Annotated in this window: 12 protein-coding genes and 1 pseudogene; 7 read left to right on the top strand and 6 right to left on the bottom strand. The window is 60.9% G+C overall.

All coding sequences use genetic code 11. From position 1 onward, the window contains the following. Nucleotides 1-112: 112 nt before the first annotated feature. A complete protein-coding gene (locus tag VHN57_RS25730) occupies nucleotides 113-2,938 on the top strand; it encodes a PAS domain-containing protein (protein WP_206434220.1) in 2,826 nt (941 codons plus the stop codon). A 65-nt stretch (nucleotides 2,939-3,003) separates the two neighbouring features. Here VHN57_RS25730 and nhaA read toward each other — a convergent pair whose 3' ends face one another. Beyond that, nucleotides 3,004-4,452 carry a Na+/H+ antiporter NhaA gene (nhaA, locus tag VHN57_RS25725; RefSeq protein WP_125990002.1) on the bottom strand — a complete coding sequence of 483 codons (1,449 nt, stop codon included), beginning with the start codon at nucleotides 4,450-4,452 and terminating at the stop codon, nucleotides 3,004-3,006. Nucleotides 4,453-4,578: 126 nt separating this feature from the next. On the opposite strand from nhaA, the pseudogene VHN57_RS25720 reads away from it, so the two are divergent. The 3 genes and pseudogenes from VHN57_RS25720 to VHN57_RS25710 form a co-directional block, all read left to right on the top strand. After that, nucleotides 4,579-4,782 (top strand): annotated as a pseudogene (locus VHN57_RS25720) (DDE-type integrase/transposase/recombinase); the annotation flags it as partial. Nucleotides 4,783-4,969: 187 nt separating this feature from the next. Continuing rightward, the gene (locus tag VHN57_RS25715) at nucleotides 4,970-5,209 is read left to right on the top strand and encodes a helix-turn-helix domain-containing protein (protein ID WP_063975883.1); all 240 of its coding nucleotides are present in this window, start codon (nucleotides 4,970-4,972) and stop codon (nucleotides 5,207-5,209) included. Between the two features lie 120 nt (nucleotides 5,210-5,329). Continuing rightward, nucleotides 5,330-5,521: a LuxR C-terminal-related transcriptional regulator gene (locus VHN57_RS25710; RefSeq protein WP_234781420.1), complete on the top strand. Its 192-nt coding sequence runs from the start codon at nucleotides 5,330-5,332 to the stop codon at nucleotides 5,519-5,521. A 56-nt stretch (nucleotides 5,522-5,577) separates the two neighbouring features. Here the strand turns inward: VHN57_RS25710 and VHN57_RS25705 are convergent, their stop codons facing one another. Beyond that, the gene (locus VHN57_RS25705; protein ID WP_423286364.1) at nucleotides 5,578-8,547 is read right to left on the bottom strand and encodes a Tn3 family transposase; all 2,970 of its coding nucleotides are present in this window, start codon (nucleotides 8,545-8,547) and stop codon (nucleotides 5,578-5,580) included. Nucleotides 8,548-8,687: 140 nt separating this feature from the next. Here VHN57_RS25705 and VHN57_RS25700 point away from each other — a divergent pair, with 140 nt between their 5' ends. The 3 genes from VHN57_RS25700 (at nucleotide 8,688) to VHN57_RS25690 (ending at nucleotide 10,108) form a co-directional block, all read left to right on the top strand. Beyond that, on the top strand, nucleotides 8,688-9,257 hold the full coding sequence (locus tag VHN57_RS25700; RefSeq protein WP_011607925.1) for a recombinase family protein: 570 nt from the start codon (nucleotides 8,688-8,690) through the stop codon (nucleotides 9,255-9,257). Between the two features lie 75 nt (nucleotides 9,258-9,332). Then, entirely contained in the window at nucleotides 9,333-9,839 is a 507-nt protein-coding gene (locus tag VHN57_RS25695; RefSeq protein ID WP_234791899.1) for a DUF6796 family protein, read from the top strand. Beyond that, complete coding sequence (locus tag VHN57_RS25690; RefSeq protein WP_017503288.1) at nucleotides 9,836-10,108, top strand: hypothetical protein; 273 nt, start codon at nucleotides 9,836-9,838, stop codon at nucleotides 10,106-10,108. Before VHN57_RS25695 ends, VHN57_RS25690 begins: the two co-directional genes overlap by 4 nt. A 59-nt stretch (nucleotides 10,109-10,167) precedes the next feature. Here the strand turns inward: VHN57_RS25690 and VHN57_RS25685 are convergent, their stop codons facing one another. From VHN57_RS25685 to VHN57_RS25670, 4 genes are all read right to left on the bottom strand, one after another. Continuing rightward, the gene (locus tag VHN57_RS25685) at nucleotides 10,168-10,638 is read right to left on the bottom strand and encodes a MerR family transcriptional regulator (RefSeq protein ID WP_017503287.1); all 471 of its coding nucleotides are present in this window, start codon (nucleotides 10,636-10,638) and stop codon (nucleotides 10,168-10,170) included. An 81-nt stretch (nucleotides 10,639-10,719) separates the two neighbouring features. Continuing rightward, nucleotides 10,720-12,396, bottom strand: coding sequence for a long-chain-fatty-acid--CoA ligase (locus tag VHN57_RS25680; RefSeq protein ID WP_017503286.1), 1,677 nt, complete (start codon nucleotides 12,394-12,396; stop codon nucleotides 10,720-10,722). Further along, the gene (locus tag VHN57_RS25675; protein ID WP_036526777.1) at nucleotides 12,396-13,703 is read right to left on the bottom strand and encodes an OmpP1/FadL family transporter; all 1,308 of its coding nucleotides are present in this window, start codon (nucleotides 13,701-13,703) and stop codon (nucleotides 12,396-12,398) included. Before VHN57_RS25675 ends, VHN57_RS25680 begins: the two co-directional genes overlap by 1 nt. Nucleotides 13,704-13,735: 32 nt before the next feature. Next, a complete protein-coding gene (locus VHN57_RS25670; protein ID WP_026109759.1) occupies nucleotides 13,736-14,140 on the bottom strand; it encodes a DUF2147 domain-containing protein in 405 nt (134 codons plus the stop codon). Nucleotides 14,141-14,326 lie beyond the last annotated feature (186 nt).

Below are 14,326 nucleotides of genomic sequence, written 5' to 3'. Positions count from 1 at the left end.
GGAGAAACCTGCCGCTCTTAAAATGGGTGGGCATGGCGTTGTCACTGCTGACAGGTCTGGAAGGGCGCATCGCCAGAATATATAGGGTGAAGGGCATCAGGAGCATAAGGCATTGGATCCGATCGAAAGTGACGCACCTACGCTCGACGAATTGCAGGCCATGGTCGCACGCGCGCGTCTTGATGGAGACCGGCTGAAGCTTGCTCTTGCAGCAGGCGCAATCGTCGGCACCTGGTTCTGTGATGTGCCCGCAGACCGCTTTACAGTTGATGAGGCGTTTGCAGAGGCTTTCGGCCTCGATCCTGCGACGGGACGCGATGGTGTCACACTCGAGAAGATTGTTACCACGGTCCATCCCGATGATCGCTCCGGTCTGCAGCGTGCCATCGAAGACGCGCTCGACAAAGGTGGCCGCTATGCACATCAATATCGCGTATTGCGCGCCGATGGTGAGTATCTCTGGATCGAGGCGAAAGGGCATGTCGTTCATGATGAAAGCGGCGCGCCGATAAGCTTTCTGGGTGTTCTTATCGATGTGGGCGACCGGCGTCGGCTGGAGGCAGAGCGCGACAGCGCTCGGGCGCTGCTAACGAACTTCGCCGATGCAATGCCAGGCGTCGTCTATGCGAAGGACCGCGACGGCAGGCTAATGATCGGCAATCACGGCACAAGCGAGCTGGTCGGCAAAGTTCCGCAGGATTATATTGGGCGCACTGATCTCGAGCTACTTGAGGACAAGCAGCAGGCTGCCGCGATCATGGAGACCGACCAGCGGATCATGGTCAGCGGTCGCTCGGAGCAAGTCGAAGAAAATGTGGACTTCCCCGATGGTCGACGCGCGATCTGGTTGTCTACCAAGTCACCTCTCAGGGATTTGGGCGGCGAGGTCGTTGGCCTTGTCGGCACGTCGCTCGATATCACCGAGCGCAAGGCGATCGAGGCCAGTCATCGGGAGATCGAGGAGCGCTACCGGCTTGCCATCGGTGCGACAAGCGACGTCATCTGGGATTGGCGGTTTGCCGACGGTCACGTCATCTGGAACGAAGCGTTGGGAACACGCTTTGGTCATGTGCAGGAGCAGACAAGCGCGCAGTGGTGGCTCGACCATATTCATCCTGACGATCGCGCGCGGATAGATGAGAGCATTCATGCCGTAATTGATCATGGCGGTTCAAACTGGACCGACGAATATCGTTTCCGTCGGGCTGACGGGAGCCATGCGTTCGTGCTCGATCGCGGGACTGTGCTGCGCAGCGACGATGGTGCGCCGATGCGCATGATCGGTGCGATGCTTGATCTGACGGAGCGTAAAGCCGCCGAGGCCGCGCTTGCGGCAAGCGAAGAACGGCTTCGCCTTGCGACGGAGGCAGCTGATATCGGTCTGTGGGACGTCGATCTTGTCGAGGATGTGCTGATCTGGCCGGCGCGGACCAAAGCCATGTTCGGCATTTCGCCGGACGTGCCGGTCTCGATGCGGGACTTCTATGCGGGCCTTCACCCCGATGACCTCGATGCGACGACCGCGGCCTTCGCGGCGGCCGCCGATCCCGGTCAGCGCGCGCTTTATGATGTTGAATATCGCACAGTCGGCAAGGAAGACGGCATCGTTCGTTGGGTCGCAGCTAAAGGGCGGGGCGTTTTCGATGATGTCCGCTGTGTCCGTGTTGTCGGCGTCGCGATCGACGTGACTGCCCGCAAGGCTGATGAAGCATTATTGCACGAACTCAATGAACGGCTCGAGTTGCGGGTCGCGCAGGAAGTGGCCGAGCGCACGAAAGCTGAAGATGCGCTGCGCCAGAGCCAGAAGATGGAGTCCGTCGGCCAGCTCACGGGCGGTATCGCACATGACTTCAACAATATGCTTGCCGTGGTTGTTGGCTCGCTCGATCTTTTGACTCGACGGCTGGGCGATGATGACCCCAGGGCGCGGCGCTATGTCGATTCGGCGATGGATGGCGCGCGCCGGGCGGCTCAGCTCACCCAGCGCCTGCTCGCATTCTCGCGGCAGCAGCCCCTCAAGCCCGAGTCGATCGACGCAAACAAGCTGGTTGACGGCATGTCCGATATGCTGCGCCACACGCTACCCGACATTCAGCCTGAAACGGTGCTTGCGGGCGGCCTGTGGCGGGCCTTTGCCGATCCTAATCAGCTCGAAAACGTGATTCTCAATCTCGCCGTCAACGCCCGCGATGCCATGGCCGGGGGAGGCAAGCTGATTATCGAAACCGCCAATTGTTACCTCGATTCGCGCTATGCCGAGGAGCTTATTGGTGTTCCGGCCGGGGAGTATGTAATGATCGCGGTGAGCGACACTGGCAGTGGAATGCCTCAGGAGGTCGTTGCCCGGGCGTTCGATCCATTCTTCACCACGAAGGAGGTCGGGCGAGGCACCGGCCTTGGCCTCAGCCAGGTCTATGGGTTCGTCAAACAGTCGGGCGGGCACGTGAGAATCTATTCGGAGGTTGGTGAGGGAACGACGGTCAAGGTGTATCTTCCCCGCCTCCTGGGCGCGGTCGAGGAAGTGGCAGGCGTCGCGATGGACGAAACATTGCCGCGAGGGGAGAGCCAGGAATTGATCCTCCTGGTCGAGGATGAGCCGGGTGTGCGGCAATTCTCGTTCGATGCACTCAGCGAGCTGGGATATCGCGTATTGGAGGCCGACGGGGCGGCGGCGGCTCTCACGCTGATCGACGCGCACCCGGAGATCACGCTGATGTTCACTGATGTCGTCATGCCTGAGGTCAATGGCCGCAAGCTTGCGGACGCGGCACGCAAGCGGCGTCCTGGCCTCAAGATTCTGTTCACGACCGGCTATACCCGAAACGCTGTTGTGCATAACGGTGTCCTCGACCCGGGTGTGCATCTCATAGGCAAGCCATTCACGGTCGAGGAGCTGGCATCAGCGGTGCGACGCGCAATCGAGGAAGATGCCGGCTAGAGGGTTCTGAGGTGGATCCGATCTGGCGAGGGCGTCCAACCTGCGAAACAAGAACGCGCATCGCGTCATGCCTTCGAGGTGGGCGGGATCGTTGCCAATGCCATCATGCCTATGGCACCCGACAGGATCGAGGAGACCAGCACTGCCAGGGACGCCTTGTCCAGCTGCTCGCCTCCGGGAAAGGCGAGCCCTGCGATGAACAGGGATATAGTGAACCCGATGCCGGCGAGGCAGCCTATCGCCGCTATCATGCGCCAGTCGACGCCCTCGGGCAGCCGCGCCAGTCCACATCGCGCCGCGATCCAGCTGAACGTGAGGAAGCCGAGCGGCTTTCCGACCGTCAATCCAATCACGATTGCCAGAGCCAGGGTCGAAGTCGCGGCCGTGGTGAGAAGATCCATGGATAGCCTTATGCGAATGTTCGAAAGCGCGAACAGGGGTAGGACGACATAGCTGATCCAAGGCGTCAGCGTGAGGATGAGACGCTCACCCGACTTGTCTGTTGCCCCCGTCATTTCGTGCAGAAATCCCAGTCGATCCTCCGCCCGACCCTGCGCGATCTCAGCCTCATGTTCATCCTCAGTCACCCGCGCCCGCTCGTGCGCTTCCTGGAACTGGTCTACCCGGTGCTGTACTGAAACAGCAAATTCAGACCTATCAAGTCGCGGGCGGACTGGAACCAGAAAGCCGATGAGCACGCCTGCGATGGTCGCATGCACGCCCGACTGGAAGATGCCGATCCAGACCAGCGCAGCCAGAAGCACGTAGGGGACGGAAGCCACCCAGTGGAGCCGACGCAGAAGGATGATGAGCGCGATCGCAAATCCCGCCAAGACCGCTCCCTCCCATGCGAAGTGGTCGGAGTAGCCAAAAGCAATAGCCAGGAGCCCACCAATGTCGTCGATGGCAGCGAAAGCGAGGAACAGGGCACGAACCCCTGCCGACAGGCGGGCGGAGAATAATGCAATGACTGACAGGCCGAAGGCCGTGTCCATGGTGATCACGATACCCCACCCCCGCGCAGCCTCAGTTCCGTCGGCGACTGCCAGGAACAGCAGGACCGGAACGATAAGGCCGCCGAGCGCTCCGACGATCGGGAAAGCGGCCGTCCGCCATCTGGTGAGAGCGCCGATGGTCAGTTCCCGCTTCACGTCCACGCCGATCACGATGAAGAACAGCGGCAAGAGCGCATGGTCGATCCATTCTGCCAAGCTGTGGCTGACCTTCGCCTCGCCGAAGGACAAGACCAGCGGCGTGTCCCAGAACCGCTCATAGGCACCGCTTATGGGCAGGTTGACGCAGAGAAGCGCAACGAATGTGGCGACGAGCAATGGTCCGCCGGTCACCTCACTGCCCGCGAAGAATGGCGCAAGACGGTCCAGAAAGGCCGCGTTAGCTGGACTGTGGTGAGCGCGAGCTTCTGATGCACCCTTCTGACGCGAGGTAATGGCCATCAAAGGCAAGCGCAGGGCGTCGGCGATAGGTTCCTTTGATCGCTCATGCGCGGCCTGCAAGCAATTTCAGGCCGCAATCACGGTCCACATCTCCCGCCAATGGGCAGGTCCAGTTTTCTTAAATTAGGCAGCCAGTGGGACGTCGTCCAGCAAGGCGTAATAGCGCTCAAGGTTCTGCAGAGCCAGTACATGAACAATCGGATCGAGCCGGACCATCGCCGCATCAAGCGCCGGATACGTCCGATGCTCGGCTTCAGGTCCGAGCGTACCGCTGCCATCATCCTTGGCGGCATCGAACTCGTCCACATGATCCGCAAGGGCCAGATGATCGCCGCCAACGACAGGCGAAATCCGTCCTTAGCCGACCAGTTCGACAGCCTCGCCGCGTAAACCACTATATCAAAGAGCAAACCGCAGGCTCGGCCAAAGTTTGCGACAGAACCCAGCCAGCACCTGCGCAGTTGCGTGATAACGGCGCCATCACAATGTGAATGGCGCTTTCGGCGAGGGATGGGTTATAGATGGTTCGAAGCTCTTACTCCCAAGCGATTATGATGGCAGGCTGTGATCCCGGCGTATGGCGCAATATCTGAAAGTAGACGAGGTAGCTTCAGAATTAGCGACCCACCTTGCCGCGAACGTCAAAGAGCGCCGTGCCGCGCTTAAAATGACCCAGGTAGAGCTTTCCATCCGCTCCGGTGTCGCCACGTCACACCTGTCCTTCATTGAACGGGCTAAGGCCAATCCGACGCTCGAAGTCGTCGAACAGCTTGCCAAGGGCCTCGGTTGCTCTGCGATTGACCTTCTGACGGTGTAGTCAGCTTCCTGAAATCCCTTCAATTTATAAACCATGCGATCCATCGCATACAACGCACGGCGCATACTCTTGCGGCTACCCTGACGCGGTGAACTGATTACGGTTCGCAGCATAGACGCCATGAACGTACTATGCCGCCTTGGGGACGCACACGCGGACAACGCCAGTGAATTGCTGGATAGCCTGACCGACAAGCAGGTCGAGGTGCTCGATCAGTTGTGCCTGCACAAGACCAGCAAGGAAATCGCCAACGAACTGGGCATTTCACGGCATACCGTCGACCAGCGCGTCTCAAGCGTTCGCACAAAATGAGGGCATAGCGTGGAAGGTACGCTAAACAACGCTAAGGGAGAACAACCGAGGAACGCTTAGGCGGCGCGGCTGTCCGGCGGAAGATTGAGGGCCTTGCGGCCAGCGGAAGCGGCGGCTCGATCCCAGAGGAAATCGCCGGAAAAGGCAATGTGCTCCCAGCCAACCGGCGACGTATGGACAAGCAGATCATCGGGGACCGGGGCCGCTGCCGATCGCAGATGCTGGGCGGCGTCGGCCATGTAGATCGTGTTCCAATAGACGATCGCCGCGATGACTAGGTTGAGGCCTGATGCCCGATATTGTTGAGCTTCATGGCTGCGGTCGATGATGCGGCCCTGGCGGAAGGTGTAGATCGCTTGCGTCAGGGCATGGCGCTGCTCGCTGTTGTTAAGGCCGGCATGGCATCGCCGGCGCAGATCGGGATTTTCAAGCCAGTCCAGCATGAACAGGGTCCGTTCGATCTTGCCGATCTCCTGTAGTGCGACGTCGAGCTGGTTCTGCCGTTCGTAGGCGGCGAGCTTTCGCAGCATGACCGACGGCGCGACGTGGCCAGCCTTGATCGACCCCACGAGGCGCAGCACGTCGTCCCATTGTTCATTGATGATGTCGGTGCGGATACGCTTGCCCAACAACGGGGCGATGGACGGATAGGCCGAAACCGGCGCGATCGGCGCAAGCCGCCTGTCCGGAAAGTCGCGCAGGCGCGGGCAGAAGCGAAATCCCAGCATCGCGCACAGGGCGAAGACATGATCGGTCGCTCCGCCGGTGTCGGTGTAATGCTCGACGATCCTGAGATCGGTGCCATGGCTGATGAGGCCGTCGAGGACATAGGGCGCTTCATGCGTGGCGGCCGAGATCACATTGACGTGGTAGGGCCCGCGCTGATCGGAAACATGGGTGTAGAAGCTGAAGCCATGATCGACGCCATAGCGGGCGTTGATGTCGCCGCCCGATGCGCCGCGCTTCGCGCTCCTGAAGAACTGACCATCGGAACTGGACGTTGTGCCGTCGCCCCATACCCGCGAGAATGGCAGGCGGTGGTGCGCGTTGATGAGGACGGCGAGCGCCGCGCGGTAGCTCTCGTCGCGGATATAGGCGTCATGGGTCCATAGGAGTTGATCGCGCGTGACGCCCTGGCTCGCGGCGGCCATGCGCGACAGGCCGAGATTGGTGGCGTCGGCGAGGATCGTGGCGAGCAGCGCATTTTCATTGGGACATAGCTCGCCGGTGCGCAGGTTGGTGAACGCCGAAAGAAAGCCAGTTTCCTGCGCCACCTCATGTAGCAGTTCGGTGATACGGATGCGTGGCATCATCGCATCGAGCCGGTCGGCCAGGGCTTCGGCGTCGGGCGTTGCGATCGTGCGAACGGGGGATATCTGGAGGCGGCCGTCGCGGTATTGCACACCCTCCAGAGCGTCGCGCTTCAGGCTCCGGGCGAATTTCTTCAGCCGCCAGTCCAGTTCGCGGCCCCGCTGTTCGAGCCATTCGCCGGCTGTGGGTGGCAGACCAAGAGCCGACACGATCGGCTTGGCCTTCGGTTCGCTTAGCAGGTAGCTGTCGAACTGGCGGTATCCCGTCGATCGTTCCACCCAGACATCACCGGAGCGCAGCTTGTTGCGCAGATGCGCGATAGTCGCGATTTCCCAGAGCCGCCGATTGATCTTGCCGTCATCGCCCATGACGATTTTCTGCCATTCCTTGCGGAAGGGCATCGGAGCGTCGGCAGGCAGATCGCGCTTGCCCGACCTATTGAGGTCGCGCAGCATCTCGATAGCGGCAATCGTTTTCGCGCTGCCCTTTCCGGCCCTGAACTGTAGCGCTTCAAGCAGATCAGGGGCGAACTTGCGCAACGTCGCATAGCGGTCGGCCGCGACCCTCAGCGGATCAAGATTGGCGGTTTCCGCGATCGTCGCCACTTCCGGTCTGGCCTTCAGGAGGGTGTGCCATCCTACTGAGGCATCCAGGACCTCCATAGGATCTTCGCCAGTATCGACTGCATCGGTGAGCGCGTCGATCGTCCTGCGGAAGATCAGCATCAGCCGGGCCACGTTCTTCGACGTGGCGGCATAGCTGCGCGCCTGGGCGTTCTTCGCGCGGGTGAAGATGCCGCCGATCAGCTTGTCCGCCATCTCCAGGGCGCTGTCCGTCAGCCGTTCTTCAAGATCGAGCAGGAAGGCAACGAGCGTGGCGCGTCGCCGGGAGGGAATATAGCGCTCGATCATATAGGCAGGCGACGCACGGCCTTCCCTGACATATTGCCGAAATCGGTCCGCGTGGATGCGGCCCGCGACGTCGGGGGAAATATCGATCTTCCGCACCTGCCTCAGACGGTCGAGGATCTGGCGGACGTGATCGGGCTTGGCCGCGACGGGGATGGTCTTAAGCAAGGCGAGATGGCTCATGCCGCCGGCGGCGTCGAAGAGCTGATCGAGGGCCTGGACCTGTTCGGCGCTGAGATCGGCGATCAGGGCGTGGGCGGCCTGCTTGCGCGCGCGGGCACGTCCCGCGCTGCTGGCGCGTTCGATGGTGGAGATGGACGGCAGCAAAATCCGGGCCTCGCGCAGGGCGGTGACCACGCCCATCGCAATCGTCATCCCCTTGTCGGTCGCCCATGCCGTTCTCGCGGCCGCCTCGACCATGAAGGGAATATCGGCGCGGGTTGGCCCCCGAAGCCCCAAACGCGCCGCCAGCTCACGGGCATGATCCGTCATTGTCTGATCCCGCGCCGCATAGTTGGCCAGCTCGGTTACGTGCTGACCAAGTTGCTCCGCGACGAAAGCGGCGAGATCATGGGGTATTGCTCCCCTGTCCTGTATCAACTGCGCAAGCGTGATGCCCGGGTGCCGCAGGAGCGCGAGTTGCAGCGCCACGCCCAACTGGTTCCGTCGCTCCCGTCGAGCGCCGATGATCTCGATATCGGAAGGCTCGAAGGTATAGAGCCGGGCCAAATGGTCGCGATCGGTCGGGATGGCGAGTATCTGATCGCGTTCGCTCTCGGTCAGGAGTTGATGCTTGCGCTTCGTCATGCCGTTTCCTGTCCACAAAAGGTCATCTGGGCCTATGGACAGCGAGGAGTAAAGAGACATAGTATGTGGACGGATATGGGTGGGGCGCAGCGGCTGCCCTCCATAGCGTCCACAGAACGACCGTTTGGGAGACGTGCGGCATGGGTGATATTCTGGGCTATGCCCGCGTCAGCACCGGCGATCAGGACGTTGCGGGCCAGACCATGCGTCTGGAGAAGGCTGGCGCCATCAAAATCTTCACCGATGTCATTTCAGGTAAGAGCATGGAACGGCCCGGTCTGGCTGAGCTAATCGCCTATGCCCGCAAGGGTGACACGCTGGCGGTGGTCCGCCTCGATCGGCTTGGGCGCTCGCTTGCCGAACTTCTCACCACGGTTGAGACGCTACGCGGTCAGGGCATCGCGCTCTTGAGCCTTGAAGAAAAGATCGACACTTCGTCAGCTGCCGGCGAGCTCATCTTCCATGTGTTTGGGGCCATCGCCCATTTTGAGCGACGGTTGATTTCTGAGCGAACCAGAGATGGTATTGCCGCCGCCCGTGCTAAGGGCAAACAGCCTGGCCGTCAGCCGCTGGACATGTCCAAAGTGGATGCGGCCATCAAGCTGGTCGAAGCTCGTATCTCGCCTACCGAAGCAGCGCGGCAACTCGGCATCGGCCGATCGACCATTTATCGCGAAATGCGTAGGATGGGAATCGAACGGCCCGCCTGATTAAGCGTCCGTCCGTTCGCATCGAGCGTTCGCCATGCGTTCTCGCTTAGCGTTGTTTAGCGTACTTTCCACGCTATGCCCTCCTGCTGGCATCTGCTCGAAGGGCTGCGTCCGGCGATGGGCTGGTGGCGCTGGCTGACCTTCGTCCTGCTGGTCGCCGGCATCGCCTGGTCTCCGCTCGGCCATGCGGGCTTCTACTATGTCGGCATGGCCTACAAGACGATCCTCGAAACGCCGGCCGCGGCCCATGGCGCGCTGCTCGATCTCGGCCAGCACTTCTACCATGTCCTGCTCATCGCCTGGTTGATGCCGATCGTGACGCTGGGCCTGGCGCTGCTGCTCCTCGGGATCGTCATCGCGCTGGGCCGCACCGCCTGGCCACGCTGGTTCGCAGCGCTGGCCAATCCCGTCTCGCTGGTCGCGATCGGCATGCTGATCGCGCGCATCCTGCCCGAGCCGGCGCACACCTGGCTTGACGGCGCCGCGTTCAACCTCGGCTGGCTCGTTGTCTATGCCGTCTCGACGGCGCTGCTCTGGAATGGTGGCCGTTCGCCGGTCGCATCACGGGACGAAGCAGCATGACCGAAGCTGCGACAGCGACAGGCGACGAACAAGTGGGGGAGGAAGCATCAGGCGCTTTCAGCATGAAGCCACTGATGTTCGAGACCTTCGTCTGCTCGATGGCGATGATGTCGTTCGTGGCGCTCGCGGGCCCCATCGCGCGCGTGCTCGGCCTCGAGCCATGGCAGGTCGGCGGGGCGATGACCGCGTCGGGCATCGCCTGGATGATCATGGCGCGGTTCTGGGGCGGCCTTAGCGATCGGCGCGGCGCTCGTCGCTTGACGGCTTGATTGGATCGGGGGCGCCGCGATCAAGCGTTACCGCTCGGTTAGAGAATGGGATGACCAAATTATCGCTGCAACTTTGCCATCGCTTCCACTTCGATGGTTGTAAGCTCGTCGATTGTCAGGTCGAGCGCAGAGCGCTGCGTCTTCAAGTCGACCAACCTTTCCCGGATGCGGGCAATCAATCGCTCCATTTGCTCCTTATGCTCGGGATCGGCATCGTAGAGATCGAGAAACTCCTTGATTTCCTTGATGGAGAAGCCAAGGCGTTTGCCGCGCAAAATCAGCTGTATGCGTCCGATCTCACGCCTGGAATATGCCCGGGTACTGCCTACCCGTTGAGGGGCGATAAGCCCCTCCTTTTCGTAGAAGCGTAGCGTGCGAAGTGTCAGTCCGAGTTCCTGAGCGACATCCTGGATGCCGTACACTTGTAAATCCGCATCCTTTGCGCGGGTTCTCCCCTTGTGCGTGGGGTTGTCGCGATCCGCGTCCTTAAGCGTTTCATCGTCCTCGGCGAGGTGGAGCGAGTTCCCCATGCCATCCACTCCCTGTCCTCCAATCACGGCTACCCTACCACTCAAGCGCATAAGCCTCGTAGCTTGACAGGGGATAGAGGCTCAGGCGAGCTTTTTGTTCTCCTCCTCGATCAAATCCTTCTTCGAAAGTTTGCCGATCAACGTCTTGGGCAGGCTGTCCCGGAATGCGAAGGCCTTGGGCATCTCGATCTTGCTGAGGCGATCCTGCAAAAAGACCTTGAGTTCATCGACGGTCAGGTTCGATCCCTCGTGCAGCGCGATGAACAACTTGGGAGATTGACCTCTGTAGGCGTCAGGAATCGCGATTGCGATCGCCTCCTTTACCGCCGGGTGCTGGTAGGCCGCATCCTCGATGATCCGGGGATATACATTATATCCGCCACAGAAGATGATGTCCTTGATGCGGTCGACGAGGAAGAGATAGCCATCCTCATCAAAATAGCCGATATCGCCGGTTCGTAGCGCGCCATCGACGAAGACAGCACTGGTTTCTGCAGGGCGCTGCCAATAGCCCTTCATCACCTGAGGGCCGCGGGCGCACACTTCTCCGCGTTCTCCCTGGGGAAGAACCCGCGAGGGATTCTCCGGATCTCGGATCTCGATGATGGTGCCGGGGAAACTTGGGCCGCAGCTATTGTCCTTCACCGTCCCAAACAACGGGTTGCAGGCGATGATCGGGGCGGTTTCGGAGAGCCCATATCCTTCCACGACCCTGGCACGCGTGCGTGCCTCGAACTCCTCGCGTACCTCGAGCGGGAGCGGTGCGCCGCCGGATATACAGGCGCGCACGGCCGAGAGATCGGGTATCTCGTCGTCCGGAAGCGCGTTCAGGGCAACATAGATCGTAGGCACGCCGAAGAACTGTGTCGGCGGCTTGCGCTTCATCGTGTTGAGAACCTGCTTCATCTCAAACCGTGGCAGCAGGACGATTTCGGCGCCGATTTCGACTGAGAAGTTGAGCACCGTCGTGAGTGCGAAGACGTGAAACATGGGCAGGACGCCGAGAGTTCTCTCCTGCTGCGGGCGAAGTCCTCCCACATGCACCACCATCTGGGCGCTGTTCGCCGTGAGGTTGGCGTGGGTCAGCATTGCGCCCTTGGGCACGCCGGTTGTGCCTCCGGTATATTGAAGGACCGCGACATCATCAGGGTGACGTTCTACCGCGTCAGGTTCGGCATCATGGGCGAGAAGCGCCTTGAGCCGGACATGAAGGCCTTCGTCGAGTATCCGCGCGTGGTCTTTTCGCTTGAATAGCGCAAAGCCCAGGCCTTGCAGCCAGGGCAGCATATCCCTCATGCCGCACAACACGATCTTGTCCAGCCCGGCACGTGGCGCGACGGCTTGCACTTTCTCGTGGATTATCCGGACGTCCGGTACCGCCATCATGCGCGTTCCCGAGTCCCGGATCTGATGCTCCAGTTCGCGCTCCGTGTAGAGCGGGTTGAAGTTGACCACGATCGCACCCACGCGCAGCGCCGCGAAGTACAATATCGCGAAATAGGGGCAGTTCGGCAGGCACAGGCCGAACCGATCGCCCTTGCGCAGCCCCTGATCCTGCAATCCACGTGCTGCACGGCGAACGAGTTGCCCCACCTGCGCATAAGTCCAGGTTCGCCCGAGAAAGTCGATGGCGACGCGTTCGGGATAAAGGTTCAACGCATTGTCGAGGAGGTCGGTCAGGAGCCGTGGCGGAATTGCCGGTTCCGGTATCGACGGGAAGGCGCTGATGGCGGGCTGGGGCATGGCGATCTCCAGCATCAGAAGTGGAAACGTCCGCCGAGTGACAGCACGACGGCGTGCGCGTCCTCGAGCTTGCCGTCCATCAGGATCGGCGTCTGCACGGCCGTGCCGGCATAGGCCGCTGTCGTGCGATCAATAGTCGTATCCTTGAACGTAATATACGCTGCGCCCGCATCGAGCGTGAACCGGGAAGACACGGCATAGCTTGTGCCGGCAGCGAAATTCCAACGGTTGCTGTCAGGCACTCGAGCGTCCCGATTGCCGTTGCGCGTCGGGGTCTGGGCGTGTTGAACGCCGGCACGAACGGTCCAGGCTGGTGTGACCGCGTAATCGATGCCGCCTGCGAAGCTCCAAGTGTCCCGGTAATTTTCCGGGATTGAAACGTTGAGCGGCGCGCCGAGCCGGATAGCGTCGAATTTCGACCAACCCATGCGGGTCACCTGACCGTTGAGGGTGACCTTGGGCGACACCGCCACGCGCGCTCCGAAGATCGCCTGCCAGGGGGTCTCGAACGTGGCGTTTGCATTCACTACGCTGTTTTGCCCGGCGAGCGGACCAAGAAGACCGGTCGTCGTCACCGAACCGTCGAGATTATGCTTCACGCTCGACTTGTAGCTGGCGCCCAGTTGCATGGGGCCGGCGCGATATTGCAGCCCGGCCGACCAGCCGAGATCCCAACCATTGCCTTTCAGCTCCTGGTGGCCGTCGGCGAGAAGAGGCGATAGGTTCGGCAGATAGTTGGACAATGATGCGTCGGCATATTCGATATTAAGCGCGGCGCCGATGCTGAGATTTGGCGTAACGAGGTAGGCGATCGATGGCTGGATGTCGTATGTTCGCAGCTTGGTCTTGTCGGCGCTATACCGTGCCCAGCTGTCGGCATCATAATTGGTTGTGAAGCTATAAGGGGAGGCGACGGTCAGCCCCAAAGCGAGCCGTGATGTCAGGCCGACGGCTATCGCGCCGGAGGGTAGTACGCCATTATTGATCGGATCACGAGAGCGTTGGCTCCCGCCTACAGCCGCAGCCGACTGCCCGGGACGGACAATGAGCGTGTTGACATTGTCAACCGACCCTTTGGGAAGGATTACGCTTACGGCCTGGTGGGCATCGACTCCTTCCATGCCTGCGATCGCAGCCGGATTCCACCAGAGGGACTGTACGCCCTGGTCGGCGACCTCGCCCGAAAAGGCTCGTCCGGCACCTCTGGACGATTGTTCCTGAAGGTAAAAGGCCTGCGCGCTCGCGGCTTGCGGCGCGAGCAATCCAGCCGCCACGGCCGATGTTGCGATCCCAACTTTCCAATTTTTGCCTGCCACGCCCATCTCCCCTTTCGTGATTGTCAAATTCCTCGTGCTTATCGGAGGCGCGTCCATGTCTGCGTCTTGCACAGGGGCCAGACGATGCAGCCCTTGAGGCGCAAATGATCCCGATCGGCTAACGTGACCGTCGCGCTGTATGTACCGCCATCCTCAGCGTTGTAGATGGAACCACCCGACCAACTGCCCGACTTCCACGTAAAACCCTGCAGAATCTGCAATCCACGAAGCGGACGACCGCGCAACGCAGCGGTCTTGTTCTTTTCGTCACGTAGTTCGGGGTTGGCTTTGATCCCGTCGGAACTGATCAAGGCACCGCAGATCGATTGCCCGCAGCGGGTGATTTCCACGACGCCATGACGGCTCTCGGTTTGCCAGCGACCGACAACGGTGTCGGCGGGCAATGCAGTGCTCGAAGCCAGTAGTGTCAGAATGATCGACATTGTTCCTCTCCGCGCGCCTTCAGGCGACCGTCTGTTTCACGTCTGGAGCCAATATGCGGCAAATCAGCGTCCCATAACCATCTCAATGACGTATAGGTAAGTCAATAGCTCAATGCGTCATCAAAATGCCTATTAGGTTGTGTGCGAATTGGAGGGGGCAGGCGCTGCTGGCCCCGTCGTCAGGGT

The organism is Sphingobium salicis subsp. salicis (assembly GCF_049472635.1).
Classification (GTDB): domain Bacteria; phylum Pseudomonadota; class Alphaproteobacteria; order Sphingomonadales; family Sphingomonadaceae; genus Sphingobium; species Sphingobium yanoikuyae_A.
Note: the sequence above shows the minus strand (reverse complement) of the source record. Positions and strands in the feature narration are given on the sequence as shown.

Coding starts and splice junctions, on each gene's coding strand:
- VHN57_RS25715 (WP_063975883.1), top strand. CDS start 4,970: ATGGCGCAATATCTGAAAGTAGACGAGGTAGCTTCAGAATTAGCGACC.
- VHN57_RS25710 (WP_234781420.1), top strand. CDS start 5,330: ATGAACGTACTATGCCGCCTTGGGGACGCACACGCGGACAACGCCAGT.
- VHN57_RS25705 (WP_423286364.1), bottom strand. CDS start 8,547: ATGACGAAGCGCAAGCATCAACTCCTGACCGAGAGCGAACGCGATCAG.
- VHN57_RS25700 (WP_011607925.1), top strand. CDS start 8,688: ATGGGTGATATTCTGGGCTATGCCCGCGTCAGCACCGGCGATCAGGAC.
- VHN57_RS25695 (WP_234791899.1), top strand. CDS start 9,333: ATGCCCTCCTGCTGGCATCTGCTCGAAGGGCTGCGTCCGGCGATGGGC.
- VHN57_RS25690 (WP_017503288.1), top strand. CDS start 9,836: ATGACCGAAGCTGCGACAGCGACAGGCGACGAACAAGTGGGGGAGGAA.
- VHN57_RS25685 (WP_017503287.1), bottom strand. CDS start 10,638: ATGGGGAACTCGCTCCACCTCGCCGAGGACGATGAAACGCTTAAGGAC.
- VHN57_RS25680 (WP_017503286.1), bottom strand. CDS start 12,396: ATGCTGGAGATCGCCATGCCCCAGCCCGCCATCAGCGCCTTCCCGTCG.
- VHN57_RS25675 (WP_036526777.1), bottom strand. CDS start 13,703: ATGGGCGTGGCAGGCAAAAATTGGAAAGTTGGGATCGCAACATCGGCC.
- VHN57_RS25670 (WP_026109759.1), bottom strand. CDS start 14,140: ATGTCGATCATTCTGACACTACTGGCTTCGAGCACTGCATTGCCCGCC.